The following is a 23,221-nucleotide window of genomic DNA, read 5'->3' as shown; positions in this document are numbered from 1 at the left end:
CGGGCTGCATGTCTGACGTCGCGTCAGGGGAAGATCAGGCGCTGATCAGGCTGCGCGCGGCCTCGCGGGCGGCGTCGGAAATGGTGTCACCCGAGATCATGCGGGCGATTTCCTCGACGCGCTCGGTGTCGGAAAGCGCCACCACGGTCGAGAGGGTGACATTGTTTTCGACCCGCTTTTCCACCCGCCAGTGATGCGCGCCAAGGGCCGCGACCTGGGGCGAATGGGTGACGACCAGAACCTGGGCCTCATCTGACAGCGCGCGCAGGCGCCGGCCGACCGCATCGGCGGTGGCCCCGCCGACACCACGGTCGATTTCGTCAAAGATCAGCGTAAGGCCGCTCGCGCCGCCGGTCAGACAGACTTTCAGCGCAAGGAGAAAGCGCGACAGCTCGCCCCCGGACGCTATTTTGTTCAGCGGGCCGGGCGGCGCGCCCGGGTTGGTGGCCACGGTGAAGGTGACCTGATCCTGACCGTCGGGGCCGGAGTCCGAGCTGGTGATCACGCTGCGAAACACCGCGCGCTCCATCTTCAGGGGCGCGAGCTCGGCGGCCATCGCGGCATCGAGCCGCTCGGCCGCCCGCTGCCGCAGGCCTGTGATCCGGACAGCCTCGGCCTGATAATCTGCATCGGCTTTGGCCAGCGCAGCAGCGAGACGGCCCAGCCCGGCCTCGCCCGCATCAAGCGCCGCGAGACGGGCGGAGAGATCGGCAGCATGGCGCGCCAGATCATCCGCCGGGATACCATATTTGCGCGACGCGGCGCGGATCGCGAAGAGCCGCTCTTCGGCAGATTCGAGCGCCGCCGGGTCGAAATCCAGCGCCTGAAGCGCGGCCTCCACCCCGGATTGCGCCTCGGAAAGCTCGATCATCGCGCGGGACAATGCGGCCAGCGCCTCGTCAAGACGGCCCGCCGCCTTGTCCGCCGCCGATTCCAGCCAGCGGGTGGCGTCCCGCATCCGGCCCTCGGCACCCTCTTCCGACAAGGCCCCAAGCGCCTTGGCGACATCTTCGCGGATGCGGCCCGCAGCCTGCATCAGCCGCCGTTTCGCATCCAGTGCCGCTTCTTCGCCCGGTTCGGGCGCGAGCTTTTCCAGCTCAGCCACGGCATGGCGCAGAAAATCCTCTTCGGTCCTGGCCCGCTCAATCTGCGCCTCAGCTGCAGCGATCGCCTCGCGCGCGCTGCGGCGCGCCGTCCAGAGACCGCGCAACGCCCCGAGATCAACGCTGCCGAAGAGATCGAGCAAAGCCCGGTGCCCGCGCGGGTTCAGAAGCCCCCGGTCGTCATGCTGGCCGTGCAGTTCAACGAGTGTTTCCGAAAGTCCCCGCAGCACCTCGGCCGAGACGCGGCGATCATTGGCCCAGGCCTGGCGGCGACCATCGGCATGGGCCAGGCGACGGAGAATAAGCTCGCCCTCGGTTTCCACACCGGCCTCTTCAAGGATCGCATGGGCCGGATGCCCGGCGGGCAGATCGAAAATAGCCGTGACCTCGCCGCGGTCGGCGCCCTGCCGCACCAGATCGGCGCGACCCTTCCAGCCCAGCACCATGCCAAGCGCATCAAGCAGGATCGACTTGCCCGCCCCGGTCTCGCCGGTCAGCACATTGAGCCCCGCGCCAAGATCCAGCGTGAGGCGGTCAATGATCAGAATGTCGCGAATGTCGAGCGAGATCAGCATGAGAGGATCAGCATATGAGGTCTGGCATGGATCGGCGGGGACGCATCACGCCCCCTGCCCGACCGTTACAGCCATTCACCACGGACCATCTGACGATAGGCTTTCGACAGCCAGCTGTCGCCCTTGACCTCGGGCGAGAGGCCTTTGCCTTTCAACAGATTATAACCGTCCTGGTAGAAGGGCGAGGACTGGTAGTTATAGCCCAGGATCGCGCCGGCGGTCTGCGCCTCGGCCTCGAAGCCAAGCGCCAGATAGCATTCGATCAGACGATAGAGCGCCTCGGCGGTATGGGTCGTGGTCTGGTAATCCTGCACAACGGTGCGGAACCGGTTCAGCGCGGCGGTATAATGGCGGCGCTTGAGATAATAGCGCCCGATCTCCATTTCCTTCGCCGCAAGATGGTCGAAGGCGAGATCGAATTTCATGATCGCCGAAGTGCTGTATTCGCTGTCCGGATAGCGTTCGATCACATCGCGCAAGGAGACCAGCGCCTGATAGGTCAGCCCCTGGTCGCGGCCGACATCCTCGATCTGGTCATAATAGCTCAGCGCCATCAGATAGGCCGCATAGGGCGCGTCTTCGTCATCGGGATAGAAATCAAGGAAGCGCTGCGCGGCGGCGCGGGCCTCTTCGTATTTCTTCGTCTTGTGATTGACGAAAGCCTGCATGATCAGCGCGCGGCGGGCGAATTCCGAATAGGGATAAAGCCGTTCGACTTCCTGGAAATACATCAGGGAATCACCGGCGCGGCGGGCCGTTTCCAGCTCCAGCTCGCCCTTGCGGTAGATTTCCTCGGCATTGAGGGCCTCAAGCGACTCAGTCTTTGAGGTTTTGCCGCCACCGCAGGCCGAAAGCGACACCGTGAGCAGCAAAGCTGCCCCGATCTTCAGCGCCGGAATGCCTGATCCCGGTCCCTTGCCTGCCATCTTCCGCTTATCCAAACCTGACTTCCTTGCCCGGATCCGCCACGTCGCGACCGGGATACTCCCCTGCCCCAGACCGATGGACCCGGTTTACCCGGGGCTCATCCTGGCGATTTGCCTGTGTCCTAGCACAGAAAAATCGGTTGCGCAAAATGCCTTTCTTATCCGCCATAAAGCCGCCTGCCTGTGGGGTGAGGGCCGCCGAACTGCCACTTTGCAAGGCCGGCCCGCCCCTCTGCGGCGCGCAATCAGGCGGCGCGGCGGCGCGAGGACGGCAGATCGCCGCGATGAACGCCGATTCCAGGCAGTTTCCCGCCGATGCCGCTGCTGCATTCCTCGATCCGGAAATTGGCCGGGTCGGCGAACAGCGCGCGCAAGAGGCGATTGGTCAGCGCGTGACCGGCACGAATGCCGGTGTAACGTCCGAGAATCGGCCCGCCGGCAAGCGAGAGATCGCCTACGGCATCAAGCATCTTATGGCGCACCGGCTCGTCTTCATGACGCAGACCGCCGGGCGAAACCACGCGGTCACCGTCAAACACAACGGCATTGTCCAGCGTGCCGCCAAGCGCCAGCCCGCGTTCGCGCATCGCATCGACATCGGCCTGACGGCAGAAAGTGCGGCTGTCGGACAGTTCGCGCACGAAAGCGCCGTTCGACATGCGCAGATGGCGTTCCTGCGTGCCGATGGCTGCCTCGGCAAATTCGATGCGGAAATCGATTTCCAGCATATCGGCGGGCTCCAGACGGGCAATCGCCTCGCCTTCGCGCACTTCGACCGGTTTCAGCACGCGGATGGCGCGGATTTCCGAGGCCTGTTCGCGAATGCCGGCGGCCAGAAAGCCCTGCACAAAGGGCTCGGCCGAGCCGTCAAGGATCGGCACTTCACCGCAATCGATCTCGATCAGCGCGTTATGGATCGCGCAGCCGGCAAGGGCCGCGGTCAGATGTTCAACGGTCGAGACCGAAACACCATCGGCATTCTCGACGACGGTGCAAAGCCGCGACGGCGTCACCGCCGACCAGATTGCCGGGATATCGGCGCGCTGTCCGCTGGTTCCGGCCAGAATATCGGTGCGGCGGAACCAGATGCCGTGATCGGCCGGAGCCGGGCGCACCGTCATGCGCGCAGACTGCCCGGTGTGGAGACCCACCCCGCTGAAGCTGACTGCCGTGTTCAGTGTGTTTTGCACCCTGGTGCCTCTTTCTCTCGCCGTCTGGTCCTGCATCAGGACAATCGGAACGGCTCCGCATCATTTCCGGCCCTTGGGGAGTAAGCCCCACGCCTTCGTTAAGATTAGTTAGTAAATGGTGAGGGGGATCACAATTCACCTTTTGCAACGGTTTGTGACACAGTTTGCGACTGCAGCAAGATGATGATTCCAAAAGAAAAAGGGCCGGTTTCCCGGCCCTTTTGTAACATAGGATTCTGCTCGTTTCAGTTGGCCTGTCTTCTGAGGAATGCAGGAATCTCGATCTTGTCCTGATCGTTGCCGGCCTCGCCTTCGTCATCATAGGCGGTAACCGGAGGTTGCTGGCGATGCGACTGCGCCGGGCTGCGCTCGGCCTGGGTGCCACTTTCGAGATGGCCGGCCATACGGTTGATCAGCGAGCCGATGCCAAAGCGCGGGCGTGCAGCCTGCGCTGGTTCCTGGGCAATCGGCTGCTGCTGCGGCTGCGCCTGACGCGGGTTTTTCTGTACCGCATTTGCCAGACGGGCCAGCGCAGCCGGGGTCGGCGTGCCGGGCACATGCGGGCGCGGTGCGACGAAGGAGCCTGCTTCGGCTTCGATCGAAGAGGGTGTCGGACGGGCCGAGGTCATGCCGGCCTGGCCAGCGGCAGGACGCGGGCGATAGACCGGCGGCGGCACGTCATTCACATGGCCGTGGTGATCTTCGTTCTCATAGCGCGGCTGGAAATCATGGCCATGGTTTTCACCGGCCCCGAAAAGATCTTCGGTCTGCGCTGCGCGCGGTGCAGCAGCAGGCTGGGCAGCTGCATAGGCCGGAGCGGGCGCGTAAGCCTGGGGCGGTGCCGGAGCATAGGCCGCAGGCTGCGGAGCCGGCTGGGGCGCAACGGGCTGCGGGGCGGCCGGGGCGTGCATCGGTTGCTGCGCGGCAGGCTGCCAGTTTTGCTGCGGCGCGGCAGCGGCCGGCACGAAAGCCACTTCCGGCACATCGTTGTGTCCGGCGCCATGGCCCGGCTGCAGCTGCAGCGGCTGCGCCATAGGGCGGCGCGCCAGGGGTTGTTCGGGCTTCAGCTGCTGGCCAGCATCGATGCCGGTGGCCACGACGGAAACGCGGATGCGCCCTTCCATCGTATTGTCCAGCGTCGAGCCAACGATGATATTGGCTTCCGGATCGACTTTCTCGCGGATGATATTCGCGGCTTCGTCCAGTTCGAACAGGGTCAGATCATGGCCGCCGGTGATCGAGATCAGCACGCCTTTGGCGCCATTGAGGCTGATTTCATCAAGCAGCGGGTTGGCAATCGCCTTTTCGGCGGCCTGAACGGCGCGATCATCGCCATCGGCCTCGCCGGTACCCATCATCGCCTTGCCCATCTCATCCATCACCGAACGGACATCGGCGAAGTCGAGGTTGATGATGCCCGGGCGAACCATCAGATCGGTCACACCTTTGACGCCCTGATACAGAACGTCATCGGCCATCGCGAAGGCTTCGGTAAAGGTGGTGCGGTCATTCGCCAGACGGAACAGGTTCTGGTTCGGAATGATGATCAGCGTATCGACGACCTTTTGCAGCGCCTCGATACCTTCTTCGGCCTGGCGCATGCGCTTGCCGCCTTCAAACGAGAAGGGCTTGGTCACGACGCCGACGGTCAGCACGCCCAGCTCACGCGCGGCCTGCGCGATGATCGGGGCCGCACCGGTGCCGGTGCCTCCGCCCATTCCGGCGGTGATAAAACACATATGCGCGCCGGCCAGATGGTCGACGATCTCTTCGATGGTTTCTTCGGCAGCGGCTGCACCAACCGACGGACGCGCCCCTGCGCCAAGCCCCTCGGTCACTTTCAGACCCATCTGGATCCGGGCATGGGCCATGGACTGCTGCAGCGCCTGGGCATCGGTATTCGCCACGACGAATTCGACGCCTTCAAGCTGCTTGTCGATCATATTATTGACCGCATTGCCGCCTGCGCCGCCCACACCAAACACGGTAATGCGCGGCTTCAGCTCTTCCCGCTGGTTCGCCATCGTCAGATTGAGTGCCATGGTTCCGCCTGTCCGTTTTTTCCCAGGTCAACATCAAGGTTATCGCCCGTAAACCTTAATGAGCCGTTTTTGTGATCGTTACGCGCGAGGTATTCTTTTTCAGCTCTGGCCACCCGTCCCGGGGCGCGCCACACCGATTTGGCTCCGAGTCTATCGACATCGGTCAGGGAGGTCACGGAAAAAATAACTCAGTCCCACAAAATATGGGGTCTTCGCCGCCCCTATCGGCGGGATTTCGCGAGTGACGCTGTATCCTGGGGTTACCAGTTGTCCTTGAACCATCTGAATGCCCTGCGCAACGACCTGGCCGGATAGCGTTCGGCGGGAACTTCAAAGTCCCACCACTCATCTTGCGGATGCGCTGCAAAGAGACAAAGCCCCACAGCCGAGGCAAAGGCCGGCCCGGTCGCAGCCTGCGGCAGGCCCTGGACCCGCAGCGGGCGGCCCAGACGGACGCGCTGCCCGAGGATCCGGTTGGCCAGCATATCAAGACCCGGGATCTGGCTGCCGCCGCCCGTCAGCACGATCTGCTGCGAAGGCAGATGGTCGAAGCCAGCCGCATCCAGCACGGTGCGCGCCTCTTCGAGGATTTCCTCGACGCGGGGGCGCATGATGCCGATCAGCTCGGTGCGGGAAATGCGGCGGCGGTCTTTCTCCCAGTCGCCGCTTTCGCCGCCGAGCTCAATCATCTCGCGGTCATCCATGCCGGTGGCAAAGAGACCACCATGGCGGGTCTTGATCTTTTCGGCATCGGCCGCGGGGATATAAAGCCCTTTGGAAATATCCGCTGTCACGTGATCGCCGCCCATCCGCACGCTGTCGGCATAGATCATGTGTTTCTTCATGAAGATCGAGACGCCGGTCGCACCGCCGCCCAGATCGATACAGGCCGCGCCCAGTTCCTGCTCGTCTTCCACAAGGCTGGAAATCGCCGAAACATAGGCCGAAGACGCAATCCCCGCCAGTTCCAGGTCACAGCGCTGGATGCAGTAAAGCAGGTTCTGGATCGCGGAATCTTCCACCGACAGAAGGTGCATGTCACAGGCCAGCCGGTTGCCGATCTGGCCGCGCGGATCGGCAAGACCCGAGCGGTGATCCAGTGCGAAATTCACCGGCTGCGCATGCAGAACCTCACGCCCTGGCCCGATATCGGGCACATCGCAAGAGGCAAGCACGCGGGCGATGTCATGTTCGGTGACGACATTGTCTTCAAGATCGATCTCGCCCGCCAGCCCGTAAGAGCGCGGCTCGGCGCCCGAGAAACAGGCGATCACGTGATCGACACGGACATTCGCCATCTTCTGCGCCGCCTGGACGGCGGTGCGGATGGCGCGCTCGGTCTCGTTCATGACCGAGATCTCGCCGAACCGGACGCCGCGCGAGCGGGTGGTCGCAGCCCCGATAATGCGGAATTTCGACTGACCGGCCATAGGGCCAACGCCCTCGACTTCGCGCAGGCGGGCTTCGCCGTCGAATTTCAGGATAAGGCAGGCAATTTTCGAGGTGCCCACATCAAGAATAGCAATCACGCCCCGCTGCATGGCAGCCCGGCGCATGTTCCGCATGACGCGTTGGGTCTGGTAGAGGTCGGTCACAATTCGGTCTCCACGGTTTCGGGCAGGGGCTGAAGGCCTTTGGCGCGACGAATTTCGTTCATCGCATAGGTGGTCAGGCGCAGGGTCGGACGGTTCGGCAGTCGCAGATCGACGGCCGCCAGATCGCGGGCCAGCATGTCCTGGGCCTGATCCAGCGCCAGCAGACGTTCCAGCGCGCGCACCGGACGGTCTTCGGGCAAAAGAATGCGCTGGCCGCGATCCAGCACGATGTCCCAGCGGCGCTCGCCCATGCGGACAAGGCCCCGGATCCGGGGCGCAATCGGCCCGGCGGCGGCAAGGATCTCAAGCGCCTCTGGCGCGGCGGCATCCGCCCCCTCGCCCGCGATCAGCGGCAGGTCGTCGCGGTCCGCGCGTTCAAAAAGGCCTGCGACGCGGTGACCGGTCTCGTCGACCAGCGAGAGCCCCGAGGCCTGACGCCAGACCAGGACGGGCTGGCGTTCGGTGATCAGGACCGAAAGCACGCCCCCCGACCGCACCCGCAACTCCGCCCCCTTGACGGCGTCAAGTTCCACGACCCGCGCGCGGGCGGCTTCAAGATCAAGGTCAAACGAGCTTTGCGGCAGGTTCAGATCCAGCCGCGAGCGTACGGCATCCGCCAGTTCGACCGAGGAGCCCTCGATCGAGACCAGCGTCACCATGAATTCCGGGCGGCTCTGGAATTTCTCGCGCAGGTCGGTGAAGACCTGGACCACGCCATTGCGGCGCTCTTCGCTCGACATATAGACGCCGGCCATCGCCGCCACCGCCAGAACCGGTAACCCGACCCTCAGGAAAGCGCGCAGGTAAGGCGTCAGCATCACCCGCTGCATCCGGTACGCCCAGAGCGAGGGCGACGGATCATGCACGACTTTCTGACGGGTCAGCGGCGGCTCGGCCCGGCCAAAGGCGGGCTGGCGCCCATGGCGCGCCGGGCGGATGCGAAAGGGGATCAGCGATCGCATGACGCATCCTCGACCAGCCAGGAACAGAGCTCGGGGAAGGAAATGCCCTGATATGCCGCCTGTTCGGGCGCGAGCGAGGTCGGCGTCATGCCAGGCTGGGTATTGACCTCCAGCAGGATCAGCCCCGCAAGGCCGCGGCTTTCATCCCAACGGTAATCGGCGCGCGACAGGCCACGGCAGCCAAGCGCCTTATGCGCCTTTACTGCGATGTCGAGACAGGCGTCAGAGATCTCCTGCGGCAGATCCGCCGGGATCACGTGGCGCGATCCACCCGCCTTGTATTTCGCATCGTAATCATACCAGCCATCGGTGACGATATCGGTCACACCAAGTGCGCGGTCCCCCATCACGGCAACCGTCATCTCGCGGCCCGGCACATAGGTCTCGACCATCACCATCTCGGGCATGGTCTCTGCGAGACGCGGCGCATTCGAGCCGGGATGGACCAGATAGACCCCGACCGAGGAACCCTCGTTATTCGGCTTCACAACATAGGGCGGCGGCAGCACATGGCCGGCCTCAACGTCGTTGCGGGACGCGATCACGCTTTCGACCACTGGCAGGCCGGCGGCGCGGAACACTTCTTTCGAGCGGGTCTTATCCATCGCCAGCGACGAGGCCAGCAGGCCGGAATGGGTATAGGGGATGCGCAGCCATTCAAGAATGCCCTGGACGCAGCCATCCTCACCCCAGCGGCCATGCAAGGCGTTGAACACGGCATCCGGGCGCAGCTCGGTCAGACGCGCGGCCAGATCGCGGCCCGCATCGACCTCGATCACCTCATAACCCGCCTCACGCAGCGCCGTCGCACATTCCGCACCCGAGGAGAGGGAAACCTCTCTCTCGGCAGACATGCCACCTTTCAGAACCGCCACGCGGGGAAATCTGCCCGATCCCGCCGCCATTTACTGCCTCTCAGGGTCTTACTGACCCCGTTCTTGTTATTCCCGGCTTTATCGCCGCTTTATCACCCGGATCATACGCCTGGATCCAGGGCCTTGACTCTTGTCAGCGACCTGGATCACCAACCCTCATGATTTCCCATTCTAGCGTGATCCCGCTGGATTGGAACACCTTTTTTCGCACTTCTTCCCCAAGTGATTCGAGATCCGTGGCTGTAGCGCCACCGGTATTGATCATGAAATTAGCGTGCATCGGCGACATCTGCGCCGCGCCGACCGATGCGCCGCGCATTCCGGCGTCATCAATCAGCTTCCAGGCTTTCAGCTCATGGCTGTCATCCGCCCGCCCGGTCGAGGAAAACCCGGCCGGGTTGCGGAAGGTCGAGCCTGCCGTGCGCTCTTTCGTGGGCTGCGAAGCGTCACGTTTCGCGAGTTGCTCTGCCATGCGCGCGGCCAGCGCCCCGGGGTCGCCTTCGGGGGCGCGGAAGGTGGCCGAGATCAGCACGGCGCCCTCTGGCAGGTCCGACTGGCGGTAGCGCAGGTTCAGCTCCGCCGCCGGCAGAACCTTTGTCTCACCCTCGCGGGTGATGATCTTCACCTCCTCCAGATGATCCGCGACATACAGCCCATAACAGCCCGCATTCATCCGCACCGCGCCGCCGATACTGCCGGGAATGGTGCGCAGGAAGGTCAGATCCCGCCCCGCCTCGGCGGCCTTTTTCGCGACATGTGCATCCAGCGCGGCTGCACCCGCAATCACCCGGTCGCCGTCGATTTCAATCCCGTTGAACCCCCGCCCTAGCCGGATCACCACAGCGCGAAGCCCGCCATCGCGGATGATCAGGTTTGAGCCGACCCCCATCGGGAAGACCGCGATCCCGGGCGGAAGTGCGGCCAGAAAACCGGCCAGGTCCGCCTCATCCGCGGGCTGGAAGAACCAGTCCGCCGGGCCTCCGACCCGAAGCCAGGTCAGGTCGGCAAGCGGGCGATCAGCGGTCAGCGGGCCGCGCGGAGTGGGGAGAGCCAGAGCATATGTCATGGGCCCCAGCTATCCGCGAAGCCTGGCTTTGCGCAAGGGGGTGCCCATGGGTCAGCGCTGCCTGCGGATCAGCCCTGGCGGCGTTTTGCCCGGATATGCAGGAATTTCAGCGCCAGCACTGTGACCACGACCAGCCCAAGCGCCAACAGGGGCAGCCATGGCAGGATCTGGACAAGCAGGCCCTCGCCGGTGCCCTCGCGACCTCCGCCCCCGACGCCTTCACCGTTCATGAGCCACACGAGGGGTGCCAGCAGCACAAGTATCCAGATCGCGAAGAAGTCGAAGACATTGCGCGCCTCGAGCGCTGCAATCGCCGGGGGCAGCCCCACAAGGCACAGGATCAGGATCAGCCGCAGCGCCATGCCAGAGGCCTCCCCTCTGACAAAGGGGATCACCACCAGCAACAGCATCGCGACTGAAACCGGGATAACATAGGAGAGCGGCATGACAGACCCCACGACCGGACACTGGCCGCAATATTGCCCGGAGCTTTGTCCGGAATATGGCTTTCCGGCTCAGCCCGTTCTGCGCATCGAACGCCAGAACCAGATCAGCGGCCAGCGCATCACACTCGCACCCCCGATCAGGAAGACAAGGCCCCAGACCGGGCCGTTGCTCCATGTCACCCAGCCCAGCAGCGGGATGCCGATCACCACCAGCATCATCGCGGCCCGGATATGTTTGTCACGGGTGGGAAACATCGCGATCACATTGGCCAGAACCAGCCAGAGACAGGCCAGGATCAGAGAAAGGTCAATCATGGCAGCCCCGTGCGTTCGGGCGCGTTGCAAGGCGCCTTCGGTGTCAACAATGTTACAGTCAGGCCCGTCACAGGCTATCGGCCAGTGTGAGGGCAAGAATACAGAGGTGAAGGACCGCACAACCGATCCCCACCGGCATGGAATAGGCTGCGATCACGCCGATGATCAGCCCGCCCCCCGGCCCGGCCGCCAGCCCGACCGCGACCAGCATCTCACCGAGACCGGCCAGATAACTGCCACTCGCAATGGTCGAGAGATAGAAAAACAGCCCCACAAACCCCGCCACGACCAGCAAGGCCAGAAGGACCGCAAGTTTCCACCCGCGCCTCCAGGCAGCCCAAGCCCCTGCCGCGCTCAGCCAGGTGGCGGCGAAGAAGGCAAGGAGCAAGAGGGCCACATCCACCCGATCAGGCCGCCTGGCCGAGAAGCTTCGCCGGCAGCCCGTTCGCCCAGGCCGAGATGGTCCCCGCACCAAGGCAGACAAAGATATCGCCCGGCCGCGCCTGTTCGCGGAAGAGCCGCGCGAGGTCAGCCTCGTCGATCACCGCCCGGGCATGGCGGTGGCCATGGGCGATTAGTCCCGCCACGAGATCATCGCGGCTTGCGCCCTGGATCGGATCTTCGCCCGCCGCATAGACCTCGGCGATGCCAACCACATCGGCCTCGTTGAAACAGGTGCAGAAATCATCGAACAGGTTCGAAAGCCGCGAATAGCGATGCGGCTGATGCACGGCGATGACGCGCGCGCCCGGCGTGCCGGAGACCGCCTGGCGTGCCGCTTTCAGCACGGCGGCAATCTCGACCGGGTGATGACCGTAATCATCGATGATCGGCACGCCGCTCACCTCGCCCACCCGGGTAAAGCGGCGGTTGACACCGGCAAAGCCCGCAAGCGCCGCGCGGATCTCTTCTCGCTTCATCCCGAGATGGCGGGCGACAGCCACCGCCGAAAGCGCATTCGACACATTGTGGTCGCCTGGCATCGGCAGCTCGCACCCTTCGATAACCGAGCCTTCGCCCTCGTTTTGCAGCTGAATATCGAAGCAGGACATGCCCTTTTCGAACCTGAGATTCACTGCCCGCACATCGGCCTGGGCGTTAAAACCAAAGCTGATCACCCGGCGGTCGGCGACGCGGCCGACCAGCGCCTGGACTTCGGGATGGTCGGTGCAGCACACCGCCACGCCGTAGAACGGGATATTGGAGACGAAATCGAGGAAGCCCTTGCGCAGTGCCTCGATGGTGCCCCAGTGCTCCATATGTTCGGGGTCGATATTGGTGACAATGGCGATGGTCGCGGGCAGCCGGTTGAACGAGCCGTCAGACTCGTCGGCCTCGACCACCATCCATTCACCGGCGCCTGCGCGGGCGTTTGACCCATAAGCATGGATCACGCCGCCATTGATCACGGTCGGATCAAAGCCGCCTTTGTCGAGCAAAGTCGCAACCATGGTCGTCGTGGTCGTCTTGCCATGCGTGCCCGCGACCGCGATGTTTGACCGCAGGCGCATCAGCTCGGCCAGCATCTCGGCACGGCGCACCACGGGAAGCTTGCGGCGGCGTGCCTCTTCCAGTTCCGGGTTGCCGCGTTTGATCGCCGAGGAAATCACCACAACCGAGACATCTTCGCCGATATTCCCGGCCCGCTGCCCCTCGTGGAATTCAGCGCCAAGGCTGACCAGCCGGTCGGTGATTTTCGACGCTTTGCTGTCAGAGCCCTGCACCCGGTAGCCCAGCGTCAGCAGGACCTCGGCGATGCCCGACATGCCGATGCCGCCGATGCCGACGAAATGGATCGGCCCGAGCTCCAGCGGGAGTTTGGTTGCGGCATTCATCTTTTATCTCCTGCGAGCTCTTCAACCAGCGCCACCAGAGTTTCGGTCGCATCCGGGCGACCACAGCTCAGCGCATTGGCGGCCATCTGCCGCGCGCCCCGGGGATTTCCGAGGACGGCGGCGACTTGCGCGCTCAGACTGGCGGGGTCAAGCAGTTTCTCGGGGATCAGCACCGCTGCCCCAGCGTCAACCAGGCCGCGCGCATTTGCGGTCTGGTGATCGCCCGTCGCGGCGGCAAAGGGGATCAGCACCGACGGGCGCCCGATCACCGAAATATCCGCCACCGACGAGGCGCCGGACCGCGAGATCACCAGCTGCGCCTCGGAAAGCCTGCGGGGGATATCATCGAAGAACGGCCTGATCTCGGCGCGGATCCCGGCCTCGTAATAGCCGGCCTGCGCCCGTTCGGCATCCTCGGCCCGGGCCTGATGCGCCACGCGCAGATTGTCGCGCAGGCGCTCGGGCAGCAAAGCAAGTGCCGCCGGCACCACATCTGAAAGGATGCGCGCGCCCTGACTGCCACCGATCACCAGAAGGCTCATCGGGTAGTCACCCGGCTCGATATAGGGGGCGCCGGCGCGTTCCAGGACGCTCGCGCGCACCGGATTTCCGACAGGCTGGCCCTCGATACCAGCCGGCAAAACGGTCGGCCAGGTGCCACAGGCGACAAGATCAACGCGTTTGGCAAAGAGCTGGTTAACCCGCCCCAGCACGCCGTTTTGTTCATGGATCATCCGCGGGCGGCGCAGCAGGAACGCCGCCGACAGCGCGGGGATGGTCGGATAGCCGCCAAAGCCCACCACGACAACGGGCTTGTCGGTCAGCATCCTGACCACCGCTGCGATCACGCCCCCCGCAATGCGGAAAGGCGCTGCCAGTTTCGCCACCGCGCCACCGCGCGCGAAAGTGGCCGAAGACACTTTCTCGACAACCACCGCTTTGGGAAATCCGCCGGCATAGCGCGCACCGCGCTCATCGGTCGACAGCCTGACCCGCCAGCCGCGTGCCAGCATGGCTTCGGCCAGGGCCTGGGCGGGGAACATATGCCCGCCGGTGCCCCCGGCCGCGATCAGCAGCAAAGGCGCCATCAGCGCCTCCGCCCGAAGAGTTCCGCCATCCGGTCACGCGGCCGGGTGCGGGTGAGCGCCAGAAGCATCCCCACCGTGATCCCGGCAGCGATGATCGACGAGCCACCGTAAGACACGAAGGGCAGCGTCATCCCTTTTGCGGGCAGGAGCCGGACGGCAACGCCCATATTGATCATGGCCTGAACGCCGAAGATGCAGGCAAGGCCCGATCCGGCAAGGCGGGTGAAAGTGTCGCGTTCGGCGGTCAGGCGGACCAGCGAGCGCACCACGACGATCCCGAACAGCGCAAGGATCACCAGAACCAGCACAAGGCCATATTCCTCGGCCGCGACCGCGATGATGAAATCGGTATGCGCATCGGGCAGCGACCATTTCACCTGGCCTTCACCGACGCCGACGCCGAAGAAACCGCCCTCCTGGATCGCGTTCGCCGCATAGCCAAGCTGGGTGCGCGGATCGACATCCGGAGACAGGAACCCGTCGATCCGGCGGGCGAAGTGTTCAGAGGCACCATAGGCGGTAAAGCCGCCAAATGCGACAATGCCGATGACGGATCCAATCAGCACCATCGGTGCCCCGGCAATGAAATAGATCACCCCCCAGGAGAAAACGATCAGCGCCGATTGCCCGAAATCGGGCTGCATGGACAGAAAACCGACCACAAGCCCAAGGATCCCGAAGGAAATCAGCTTGCCGGGCGGGCCATTGATATCCTGGGCCGCCGCCATCATCCAGGCGGTGACGATCACGAAACCGGGCTTGAGAAATTCAGAGGGCTGCAGCGAAAAGCCACCCAGCGACAGCCAGCGAATGGCCCCCTTGCCGTGGTCCTGACCGACGAAAGGCAGCGCCATGACAAGGATCAGTGCGATCACGAAGCCAAGGATCCCGAGCCGCCGCACAACTGAAGGCGACATGGTCGAAATCGCCAGCATCACCACCAATGCGATACAGCCGAAAATCGTCTGACGCTGCACATAGAAGAACTGGTTCAGCTCGTTCCGACTTGCAAGCGGCACCGAGGCCGCAAGGCCCAGCAAAAGCCCGATCCCGAACAGCATGAAAACCGAACACATGGTCCAGCGATCAACCGTACGCCACCAGCGCGGCAGCACAGGCTCGCGCACAGCAACAGGTGAGGAACCATAGACCATCTCAGTCATGGGGAGCCGCCTCGATAAATCGGTAAACCGAATTTCTGCCTCTGGCCCGGGTGTCCCCCCGGGTCCGTGATGTGAAACTCTACCGGCAAAGAGGCCGGAAGGCCAGCGAAAATCCAGCCGGATTATGGCGGTATCAGCCGGGTTTCGCCGGCCAGGCGGGGGGCTTTCCTGCGGCCTGGCGCAGGTCGTTTACGTTCAGCCCGCTTCGGCCCGGCTCATTTTCTTTCAGGCCGTATCGTCAGGGTTACGCGCCAGATGCTGATATTGCTGCAAAAGAAGCATCTCGCGCGCGGGACCAAGGGCATAGCTGCCCGCCGCATGCAGGCAGGCCGCCCAGAGCCGGTAGGTTCCGGCCTGACGGATCAACTGATCAAAGCGCGCGCGATGCCAGGCAAGCGCCGCCTCATGCAAGGCGGCCACCTGCGGAAGCGCCATCAGCGCGGCGACCTCTTCGGCCAGCGGCGCCGCCAGCGCGAGGGCTGCCCTATTCTCCTGATTGTTGAAATTGCGCTCGACCCAGTAATGCAGGTCGATCTCTTTCTGGCTGCGATTGGGCAGGCCGCGATCTGATTTCACCACAAAAGCCGCCGCCGAGCGCAGCGAATAATGGTGCATTTCGGCAAGGTCACGATAGCCGGTCAGCGGGATCAGCGACAGCCGGCCGTCCTGGCTCAGGACCGGAGATAATGCGCGGCCGCTGCCATCAACCCAGGCTGCAGGCCCCTGCCCTGCGCGACGCTGCGGCCGATGCACCCCCGGGCGCTGAAACGCCGCTGGCCGGAACAGGCTCTTGAACATCGTGGCCGCAACCGGATGCATCATATCGGGCGGCGCCGAGCGGAGGAACTGCGCCGTCACCGGCCGCTCTTCGAACCCCGCGATACCGCCCGCACCGAACAGGCGCCAGGCCAGCGCCACCGCCTCTGTCTCTTCGGGCAAAGCTGCGGTCAGATCGGCAAAGCGCCCCTTCCCGCAATGGATCACCGGGAATTCATCGACATCCGAGACCAGCATCCAATCCGCGGCCTTGCGCTCCGGCTCGGCCCAGATCGCCTTGAGCGCGCGCCACTGCACACTGGCAGCTTTGCCTTTCGCAGAGGCAAGCGCGGCCATCGGCGGCTGTGGCAGATGGCGCAGCACGCCTGCCTGGGCCAGGGCGTCCAGCAGCCGGTCGGTTCCGTCGCGGCAGTCATTCGAGGCGATCAGAAAATCGCTCGCCCCGAGCACCCGGTGCCAGGCGAGCCATTCAATCAGATAGGGCCCTTCATCGCGGACCGAGGTGGCACAGAGAATACGCATCTTTCATGCGTTGCGCAGATACGGCGGCGGGGCAAGCCCTCCTCGCCCGGGCGCGCGCCCTCAGCCGTCGCGCAGGGCCTTTTTGCCGGCCATTTTCGCCAGTGTTCCGTCTTTCCACATCGCCTCATGCAGGCCGACCATCGCGATATGGCCGATCAGCAGCACACCGAAGACCCAGCCCAGCTCGCCATGCACGGCATCCCCGAACCCGACCATCCAGGCAATGGGCTCTTCGCGGGTCGGGAAGAGCGGGAAGCCAAAGGGCGAAAAGCCGCGCCCCGAGCCGAAAGCCCGAGACAGCGCCGCCAGCGGCACGATCAGCATCACCAGGTAAAGGATGCCATGCCCGGCTTTGGCCGCGATGCCGATGATGCCGCGCCCATGATCGGGCCGGCGCCCGGCATTCGCGAAAGCCCAGATCACCCGGATCACGATCAGGATGAAAACCGCAGTGCCAACCGGCCCATGCGAGCCGACTATGGCGCTTTCTCTTGGCGAGACGCCAAACCCCACCTTGAGGATCATCGTCATGAACTGCCACAGCACCAGGGCCGCGATCGACCAATGCAGCGCACGGGTCACTTTGCCATAGGCGCGGGGCGTGTCTTTCAGGGGGAGCCTCATCCGGATCATGCTCGTTATCTGTTTCACCTGGTCTTGCAGCACGGGTCTTCGGTTTCGGGTTTTGGCCGCGCCTTCCTTACCGCCTAAGGGATAATGCTGCACCTGCCAACCGCCAGACGTAAAGTTGACTATTTTTCCAGGTGGCTTTATCCCGGCCCAAAGAGCGTCATCCCGGCCCGCCGGACATGCCGCAAAACGCCGTCACTGTTCCGCAGGTGCGCCATGACCGAAGCCCCCCGTCCTGATGTGGCCCTGCCTGATGTCGCCACACCCGATATTTCCGCGCCACACCAGACCTGGCCCGCAGATTTCGCCGCCCGCTACCGCGAAAAAGGGTATTGGCGCGGCGAAAGCTTTGGCGATCTGTTGCGCCGGCTCGCCGCCGAACACGGGCCACGGATCGCCGTGGTCGGAGGCGAAACCCGGCTGAGCTATGCGGATCTTCTGACCGCCGCCGAGCAGGCAGCAAGGGGATATCTGGCTCTGGGTCTGCAGCCCGGCGAGCGGGTGGTGGTACAGCTTCCGAATATCGCGGGCTTCTTTCCTTCGGTCTTTGGCCTGTTTCTGGCCGGGCTTATCCCGGTCTATGCCCTGCCCGCGCATCGTCGCACGGAAATCTCGCATTTCATCGCCCGCTCGGATGCGAAAGCGCTGGTGATCGCCGACAGCTGGGAGGGGTTCGACTACCGCGCCCTCGCCCGTGAGCTGCGCGCAGAGGCCGAAGGTCTGGAGGTCATTGTGATCGGCGAGGCGCAGGAATTCACGAGCTTCGCAGACCTTGCTGCATTGGGTCAGGGCGTTGGAACGCTGCCTGAGACCGATCCGCCCCGGGTCGCCTTCATGCAGATTTCCGGCGGCACTACGGGGCTTTCGAAACTGATCCCGCGCACCCATGACGATTATATCTACAGCTTCCGCGAAAGCGCGGTGATCTGCGGGCTGAACCCTGACAGCGTCTATCTCTGCGCCCTGCCGGTCGCGCATAATTTCCCGATGTCATCGCCCGGCGTGTTCGGGGCGCTGTCAGTGGGCGCGAAGGTGGTGCTCAGCCCCAACCCCGCCCCCGCCACCGCCTTCCCGCTGATCGAGGCCGAGCGGGTCACCATCACCGGCCTCGTGCCGCCGCTGGCGCTTTTGTGGATGCAGGCGGCCCCGGGAAGCACGCATGACCTTTCCAGCCTCGAAGTGCTGGGCGTGGGCGGCGCGAAATTCATCCCCGAAGCGGCGGCACGGGTGCGCCCCACGCTCGGCTGCACCCTGCAACAGGTATTCGGCATGGCCGAGGGGCTGGTGAATTATACCCGCCTTGATGATCCGGAAGAGACCATTATCTCGACGCAGGGCCGCCCGATCAGCCCAGATGACGAGGTGCTGGTGCTGGATGATGAAGGCCAGCCGGTCGCCCAGGGTGAGGCAGGCTATCTCCACACCAGAGGCCCCTATACGATCCGCGCCTATCACAACGAGCCGGCAGCCAATGCCCGCAGCTTTACCCCTGACGGGTTCTACCGCACCGGCGATATAGTGAAGCAGCTGCCCGGCGGCTATCTGGTCGTCCAGGGCCGCGCCGGCGACCATATCAACCGCGCCGGCGAAAAGATCTCGGCCGAAGAGATCGAAGATCACCTGCTGGCCCACCCGGCGGTGTTTGACGCCGTCGTGGTCTCGATCCCGGATGCTTTCTTAGGCGAGCGCAGCTGCGCCTTTGTCGTGGTGAACCCGGGCGCCGATCAGCCCAAGCCCACCGCTGTGAAGGCCTTTGTCCGCGGCCGCGGCATTGCCGCTTTCAAAGTGCCCGATGAGGTGGTTTTCGTAACGGAATTCGCCACCACCGCCGTTGGAAAGATCAGCCGCAACAAACTGCGCGCCGAGCTGCGCGCGCGCTATCTGGAAGAAGAAGCCGCAAAATGACTGTTTCCGGTGAGACTGTGACCCTTGAAAAGATGCGGGCCGACATCGCGCGGCTGATCGACCTTGAGCCCGAAGAGATCGGCAATGACGATCACCTGCCCGATCTGGGGCTGGATTCGCTCCGGCTGATGCGGCTGGTCAGCGCCTGGGAACAGGCCGGGCTGAAGGTGGATTTCGCGGTCTTTGCCGAAAGTGCAACGCTCGGCGAATGGTGGGAGGCGATTTCGCACCTGCGGGTGGCTGGCTGAAATGACCCGGGATGTTCAGGAGACGCGCCCTCTGACCGAGGCGCAGGAGGGGCTCTGGTATTTCCAGGCGCTTGACCCGGCCAATCCGATCCTGAACACCGGGCAATATCTGGAACTGACCGGTGCGGTCGATCTGGCGGCCTTGCGCGGGGCCGTGGCGCGGACGGTGCAGGAGACCGAGGCGCTGCATCTGCGCTTTCGCGCCGGAGCGCAGGGGCCGGAACAATGGCTTGTCCCGGGCGAGATCGCTCTGGGCGAGGTCGATCTGACCGCATATCCCGATGCGGTGGCTGCCGCGCTGGCGCAAATGCGGGCCGATACCGCCCGCCCCACGGATCTGGCTACAGAGCCTGTGGCGGCTTTCACCCTCTTCCTGCTGCCCGACCGGGTATTTCTATACGAGCGCATCCATCACCTTGCGACCGATGGCTATGGGATGGTGCTGGTCTCGAACCGGATCGGCGAGCATTACGGCCATCTGACCGGCGCGGGGCCTGCGCCGCTGGCCTTCCCGCCGCTGACCCGCGCCGATGACGAGGATGCGACCTATCGCACCGGACCGCGCAGGGCGGTGGATGCGGCCTGGTGGAAGGCAGAGATGACCGGCGCGCCGGTGGTGACAAGCCCGGGCACGCTTGCAGGTGAACGCGCCGTCAGCGCCCATGATTTCCACCGCGAAAGCCTCTGGCTGCCTGGCACGCTGACCAGGCGGCTGGCGGCGTTTTCCGAGGAACATGACCTCGGCTGGCCCGATGTGCTGACCGCGCTGAGCGGCGCCTGTCTCGCGCGCTGGTCGGGGGTGGATGGTGCCGGTGGCGAGGCGGTGATCGGCATGCCCTTCATGGCCCGGATGGGGCGCAAAATCGCCCGCCTGCCCTGTATGGCGATGAATGTGCTGCCGCACCGGATCCGCGCCGAGGAAGAGACCCCGCTGGCGCAATGGCTGAAGGGCGAGGCGCTGCGGATGCGCGAGGCGCGCAAACACGGGCTTTACCGCTCGGAACAGCTGCGCCGCGATCTGGGGCTGATTGGCGGGGTAAGGCGGCTGCACGGGCCGCTGGTCAATGTGCAGCCCTTTGACCGGCCTCCGGTTTTCCCGGGGCTGGATTGCCGGCTGCATATTCTGGGCGCAGGCGCGGTCGAGGATCTGACCTTTACCTTCCGGGGCGATCCCGAGGCGGGGATCCTGTTCGAAACCGACAGCAACCCTGCGCTGTACAGTGCAGAGGATACCCGCAGCCACGGATTGCGGCTGGTGGCTTTCCTGGAAGGTGCCCTGGCGGCAGACCGGCTGCGTGATGTGCCCTCGGCCAGCCCGGCGGAGATTGCGGCGCAGGACGCAAGGGCGGCGGCGAGCCGCTGTGATCTGCCCGATGTCACGCTGACCGATCTGATCGTTGCTCAGATGCAGGCGACACCGGAGGCCCCGGCGCTGCGCTTTGGTGCGGCAGGGCTGAGCTATGCCCGGCTTGATGCGGCGAGTGCGGCGCTTGCGGCAGAGCTGCGCGCGCGGGGCGCCGGACCGGACCGGATCGTCGCCGTGGCGATCGAACGGTCACTGGAACTCTCGGTGGCTCTGATCGCGATCCTGCGGGCCGGAGCCGCCTGGTTGCCGCTTGACCCGGATCACCCGCCCGAGCGCCTGGCGCGGATCATCACAATGGCACAGCCGGTGCTGGTCATGACCAGCGAGGCAATCGCGCCGCTGCTGCCGCAGGATGCCCCGCTCTTTCGCCCTGGTGACTGGCCCGAAACCTGGTCCCCGGATGGCAGTGCTGCGCCTGCCGCCCGGCCTGTTGCCGCAGCGGTCTCATCCGCGCTACGTGAAGATCCGGCACCCGCCATTTCCGGCGACAGCCTCGCCTATGTCATCTACACCTCCGGCTCGACCGGCGAGCCGAAAGGTGTGATGATCGAGCACCGCGCCATTGTGAACCGCCTGCTCTGGATGCGTGATCATTACGGCATCGGCCCAGGCGACCGCATCCTGCAAAAAACCCCTGCCACATTCGACGTCTCGGTCTGGGAATTCATCCTTCCCTGTATTTCCGGCGCCGAACTGGTCATGGCGCCCCCCGGCGCGCATCGCGACCCGTCGGAAATCGCCAGGCTGATCCGTGACCACCGGATCACCACGCTGCATTTCGTGCCCTCCATGCTCTCGGCTTTCCTCGCGGCCCCCGCCTCAGAGGGGCTCGCCATCCGCCGCACCTTCTGTTCCGGCGAAGAGCTCACCGCCGATCAGCGCGCGCGCTTTCACCGTCGCATCAGCGGCGAATTGCACAATCTTTACGGCCCGACCGAGGCCGCGGTCGATGTTTCCTTCTGGCCCGCAACGCCAGAGGACCAGTCCAACCCGCTGCCGATTGGCTGGCCGGTCTGGAACACCTCACTGCCGGTGCTGGATGAATATCTGCGCCCGGTGCCTGCGGGCATGCCCGGCAATCTTTATCTTGGCGGCGTGCAGCTGGCGCGCGGCTATCTTGGCCGCCCGGATCTGACAGCCGAGCGGTTTATCGAGGACCCGCGCCATCCCGGCCAGCGCCTCTATGCCACTGGCGATGTTGCGAAAACGCGGCCTGACGGCGCCGTGGTCTATCTTGGGCGTTCGGACAACCAGGTCAAGATCAGGGGCCTTCGAATCGAGCTGGGCGAGATCGAGGCGGCGATCATGGCGACCGGTCTTGCGCGCGAAGCCGTGGTGCTGGCGCGGGAGGACCGTGCCGGGGAAAAGCGCCTCGTGGCCTATCTGGTGCCTGAAACCGGAACGGCGGCGGATTACCGTCCGGGAAGTCTTGCGCCTTTGCTCGCAGCCCGCCTGCCCGCTTATATGGTGCCCGCAGCCGAGATCGCGCTGAACGGGCTCCCCGTCACCTCAAACGGCAAACTTGACCGCAAGGCCCTGCCCGCGCCCGAATTTACCGCATCCGGCCGCGCGGCCGGGACCGGGGCAGAACGCCTCCTCGCCCGGCTCTATGCCGAGGTCCTGCATCTTGATGCTCCCGCCCCGGCCGAGGCCGATTTCTTCGCGCTTGGCGGCGACAGCCTGTCGGCCGTGCGCCTTGCGCTCCGGATCGGGGAAGAAACCGGTCGCGCGCCTGGGCTTGGCACGATTTTCGCCGCGCCGGTCCTTGATATGCTGGCGGCACAGCTTGACGCATCGGGGCCAACCGATGACGGACTGGGGCCGCTGATCCGGCTGGCGCAGGGCGATCCCGACAAAGCGCCGCTCTTCCTGATCCATCCGGCGGGCGGGCTTGGCTGGGGCTATCGCGCCCTTGCCCGCGCGCTTGCGCCAGAGCGCGCGGTCTATGCGGTCCAGCATCCGGGTCTCGATCCGGCGCAGCCTTTGCCCGAGAACCTCGGCGCGCTGGCAAAGAGCTATGCGGCATTGGTGGCGCAGGCGCAGCCCGAAGGCCCGATCCACCTTGCGGGATGGTCGGTGGGCGGCATCATCGCCCAGGAAATGGCGGTGGAGCTGGCACGAATGGGGCGCGAAACCGGGCTCGTGGCGCTGCTCGACAGCTACCCGACCGATGTCTGGCGCGACGAGCCGGAACCCGATCCGGCGGCCGCGCTCCGGGCGCTGCTGGCGATTGCCGGGCATGATCCCGAGGCGCATCGTGACCTCGACAGCCGGGACAAGGTGGTCGCGTTCCTGCGCGCCGGACACAGCGCCATGGGCGCCCTGCCCGAAGAGGTGCTCAATGGTGTCGTGCGGCTGGTGACGGATACCAATCGTCTGGTGCGCAGCCATCAGCAGCGGCATTTCGCAGGCCAGATCACCCATATCCGCGCCGGGCACGACCATGCCGGGCGCGATCTCACCGCCGCGCTCTGGGCGCCCTATATCGGCCAGACAGAGATGCTGGAAGTTCCCTTCCTGCATTCGGAGATGATCTCGCCCGCCGCAGTCGCCCTGATCGCACCGGAACTGGCAAAGCGGATGGGCTGAGCG

At 64.7% G+C, this 23,221-nt stretch carries 19 protein-coding genes; 3 read left to right on the top strand and 16 right to left on the bottom strand.

The window, feature by feature from the left end:
• Nucleotides 1–34 precede the first annotated feature (34 nt).
• The 16 genes from recN to M3484_RS11900 all read right to left on the bottom strand — a co-directional run bounded on the left by recN (nt 35) and on the right by M3484_RS11900 (nt 17,104).
• Complete coding sequence (gene recN / locus M3484_RS11975) at nt 35–1,678, bottom strand: DNA repair protein RecN (RefSeq protein ID WP_249497039.1); 1,644 nt, start codon at nt 1,676–1,678, stop codon at nt 35–37.
• Nucleotides 1,679–1,743: 65 nt separating this feature from the next.
• Nucleotides 1,744–2,604 (bottom strand): outer membrane protein assembly factor BamD, encoded by an 861-nt coding sequence (locus tag M3484_RS11970; RefSeq protein ID WP_092898388.1) that lies wholly within the window; start codon nt 2,602–2,604, stop codon nt 1,744–1,746.
• Nucleotides 2,605–2,849: 245 nt separating this feature from the next.
• Nucleotides 2,850–3,794 carry a UDP-3-O-acyl-N-acetylglucosamine deacetylase gene (gene lpxC, locus M3484_RS11965; RefSeq protein WP_249497038.1) on the bottom strand — a complete coding sequence of 315 codons (945 nt, stop codon included), beginning with the start codon at nt 3,792–3,794 and terminating at the stop codon, nt 2,850–2,852.
• A 245-nt stretch (nt 3,795–4,039) separates the two neighbouring features.
• Complete coding sequence (gene ftsZ / locus M3484_RS11960; RefSeq protein ID WP_249497037.1) at nt 4,040–5,836, bottom strand: cell division protein FtsZ; 1,797 nt, start codon at nt 5,834–5,836, stop codon at nt 4,040–4,042.
• A 260-nt stretch (nt 5,837–6,096) separates the two neighbouring features.
• Entirely contained in the window at nt 6,097–7,431 is a 1,335-nt protein-coding gene (gene ftsA / locus M3484_RS11955; RefSeq protein ID WP_092898394.1) for a cell division protein FtsA, read from the bottom strand.
• A complete protein-coding gene (locus M3484_RS11950; RefSeq protein WP_092898396.1) occupies nt 7,428–8,393 on the bottom strand; it encodes a cell division protein FtsQ/DivIB in 966 nt (321 codons plus the stop codon). Before M3484_RS11950 ends, ftsA begins: the two co-directional genes overlap by 4 nt.
• Nucleotides 8,381–9,298 carry a D-alanine--D-alanine ligase gene (locus M3484_RS11945; RefSeq protein ID WP_092898398.1) on the bottom strand — a complete coding sequence of 306 codons (918 nt, stop codon included), beginning with the start codon at nt 9,296–9,298 and terminating at the stop codon, nt 8,381–8,383. The genes M3484_RS11950 and M3484_RS11945 overlap by 13 nt, the downstream gene beginning before the upstream one ends.
• A 103-nt stretch (nt 9,299–9,401) precedes the next feature.
• Nucleotides 9,402–10,334: a UDP-N-acetylmuramate dehydrogenase gene (gene murB / locus M3484_RS11940; protein WP_249497035.1), complete on the bottom strand. Its 933-nt coding sequence runs from the start codon at nt 10,332–10,334 to the stop codon at nt 9,402–9,404.
• A 68-nt stretch (nt 10,335–10,402) separates the two neighbouring features.
• Nucleotides 10,403–10,780 carry a hypothetical protein gene (locus tag M3484_RS11935; protein WP_249497034.1) on the bottom strand — a complete coding sequence of 126 codons (378 nt, stop codon included), beginning with the start codon at nt 10,778–10,780 and terminating at the stop codon, nt 10,403–10,405.
• 69 nt (nt 10,781–10,849) lie between these two features.
• Nucleotides 10,850–11,095, bottom strand: a complete 246-nt coding sequence (locus tag M3484_RS11930) for a DUF2484 family protein (RefSeq protein WP_233093075.1) — start codon at nt 11,093–11,095, stop codon at nt 10,850–10,852.
• Between the two features lie 67 nt (nt 11,096–11,162).
• Nucleotides 11,163–11,498 carry a hypothetical protein gene (locus M3484_RS11925; protein WP_249497033.1) on the bottom strand — a complete coding sequence of 112 codons (336 nt, stop codon included), beginning with the start codon at nt 11,496–11,498 and terminating at the stop codon, nt 11,163–11,165.
• Nucleotides 11,499–11,502: 4 nt separating this feature from the next.
• Nucleotides 11,503–12,930 carry a UDP-N-acetylmuramate--L-alanine ligase gene (gene murC, locus M3484_RS11920; RefSeq protein WP_092898406.1) on the bottom strand — a complete coding sequence of 476 codons (1,428 nt, stop codon included), beginning with the start codon at nt 12,928–12,930 and terminating at the stop codon, nt 11,503–11,505.
• Nucleotides 12,927–14,018: a UDP-N-acetylglucosamine--N-acetylmuramyl-(pentapeptide) pyrophosphoryl-undecaprenol N-acetylglucosamine transferase gene (locus tag M3484_RS11915; RefSeq protein ID WP_249497032.1), complete on the bottom strand. Its 1,092-nt coding sequence runs from the start codon at nt 14,016–14,018 to the stop codon at nt 12,927–12,929. Before M3484_RS11915 ends, murC begins: the two co-directional genes overlap by 4 nt.
• Complete coding sequence (locus M3484_RS11910) at nt 14,018–15,181, bottom strand: peptidoglycan glycosyltransferase FtsW (protein ID WP_249497031.1); 1,164 nt, start codon at nt 15,179–15,181, stop codon at nt 14,018–14,020. The genes M3484_RS11915 and M3484_RS11910 overlap by 1 nt, the downstream gene beginning before the upstream one ends.
• A 225-nt stretch (nt 15,182–15,406) precedes the next feature.
• The gene (locus M3484_RS11905; protein ID WP_249497030.1) at nt 15,407–16,480 is read right to left on the bottom strand and encodes a glycosyltransferase family 2 protein; all 1,074 of its coding nucleotides are present in this window, start codon (nt 16,478–16,480) and stop codon (nt 15,407–15,409) included.
• 60 nt (nt 16,481–16,540) lie between these two features.
• Complete coding sequence (locus M3484_RS11900; RefSeq protein ID WP_249497029.1) at nt 16,541–17,104, bottom strand: cytochrome b; 564 nt, start codon at nt 17,102–17,104, stop codon at nt 16,541–16,543.
• A 222-nt stretch (nt 17,105–17,326) separates the two neighbouring features.
• Between M3484_RS11900 and M3484_RS11895 the strand changes: the two genes are divergently transcribed.
• Genes M3484_RS11895 through M3484_RS11885 form a run of 3 tightly spaced genes read left to right on the top strand, consistent with a single transcriptional unit; the run spans nt 17,327 to nt 23,218 of the window.
• A complete protein-coding gene (locus M3484_RS11895) occupies nt 17,327–19,015 on the top strand; it encodes a (2,3-dihydroxybenzoyl)adenylate synthase (protein WP_249497028.1) in 1,689 nt (562 codons plus the stop codon).
• On the top strand, nt 19,012–19,263 hold the full coding sequence (locus M3484_RS11890; protein WP_092898416.1) for a phosphopantetheine-binding protein: 252 nt from the start codon (nt 19,012–19,014) through the stop codon (nt 19,261–19,263). Before M3484_RS11895 ends, M3484_RS11890 begins: the two co-directional genes overlap by 4 nt.
• 1 nt (nt 19,264) lies before the next feature.
• On the top strand, nt 19,265–23,218 hold the full coding sequence (locus tag M3484_RS11885; protein WP_249497027.1) for a non-ribosomal peptide synthetase: 3,954 nt from the start codon (nt 19,265–19,267) through the stop codon (nt 23,216–23,218).
• Nucleotides 23,219–23,221 lie beyond the last annotated feature (3 nt).

The sequence above is a fragment of the Pseudomonas sp. GX19020 genome (genome assembly GCF_023371075.1).
In the GTDB taxonomy this organism is placed as follows: Bacteria; Pseudomonadota; Alphaproteobacteria; order Rhodobacterales; family Rhodobacteraceae; genus Pseudogemmobacter.
The sequence above is the reverse complement of the archived record's forward strand: the minus strand, read 5'-3'. Positions and strand labels throughout refer to the sequence as shown.

Excerpts from the sequence above, each read along its gene's own strand:
- murB (WP_249497035.1), bottom strand. The coding sequence starts at position 10,334 with ATGACATATGCTCTGGCTCTCCCCACTCCGCGCGGCCCGCTGACCGCT.
- M3484_RS11910 (WP_249497031.1), bottom strand. The coding sequence starts at position 15,181 with ATGACTGAGATGGTCTATGGTTCCTCACCTGTTGCTGTGCGCGAGCCT.
- M3484_RS11935 (WP_249497034.1), bottom strand. The coding sequence starts at position 10,780 with ATGCCGCTCTCCTATGTTATCCCGGTTTCAGTCGCGATGCTGTTGCTG.
- recN (WP_249497039.1), bottom strand. The coding sequence starts at position 1,678 with ATGCTGATCTCGCTCGACATTCGCGACATTCTGATCATTGACCGCCTC.
- M3484_RS11930 (WP_233093075.1), bottom strand. The coding sequence starts at position 11,095 with ATGATTGACCTTTCTCTGATCCTGGCCTGTCTCTGGCTGGTTCTGGCC.
- M3484_RS11950 (WP_092898396.1), bottom strand. The coding sequence starts at position 8,393 with ATGCGATCGCTGATCCCCTTTCGCATCCGCCCGGCGCGCCATGGGCGC.
- ftsZ (WP_249497037.1), bottom strand. The coding sequence starts at position 5,836 with ATGGCACTCAATCTGACGATGGCGAACCAGCGGGAAGAGCTGAAGCCG.
- M3484_RS11885 (WP_249497027.1), top strand. The coding sequence starts at position 19,265 with ATGACCCGGGATGTTCAGGAGACGCGCCCTCTGACCGAGGCGCAGGAG.
- M3484_RS11895 (WP_249497028.1), top strand. The coding sequence starts at position 17,327 with ATGACCGAAGCCCCCCGTCCTGATGTGGCCCTGCCTGATGTCGCCACA.
- M3484_RS11945 (WP_092898398.1), bottom strand. The coding sequence starts at position 9,298 with ATGGCGGCGGGATCGGGCAGATTTCCCCGCGTGGCGGTTCTGAAAGGT.
- M3484_RS11890 (WP_092898416.1), top strand. The coding sequence starts at position 19,012 with ATGACTGTTTCCGGTGAGACTGTGACCCTTGAAAAGATGCGGGCCGAC.
- M3484_RS11900 (WP_249497029.1), bottom strand. The coding sequence starts at position 17,104 with ATGAGGCTCCCCCTGAAAGACACGCCCCGCGCCTATGGCAAAGTGACC.
- M3484_RS11970 (WP_092898388.1), bottom strand. The coding sequence starts at position 2,604 with ATGGCAGGCAAGGGACCGGGATCAGGCATTCCGGCGCTGAAGATCGGG.
- M3484_RS11905 (WP_249497030.1), bottom strand. The coding sequence starts at position 16,480 with ATGCGTATTCTCTGTGCCACCTCGGTCCGCGATGAAGGGCCCTATCTG.
- murC (WP_092898406.1), bottom strand. The coding sequence starts at position 12,930 with ATGAATGCCGCAACCAAACTCCCGCTGGAGCTCGGGCCGATCCATTTC.
- M3484_RS11915 (WP_249497032.1), bottom strand. The coding sequence starts at position 14,018 with ATGGCGCCTTTGCTGCTGATCGCGGCCGGGGGCACCGGCGGGCATATG.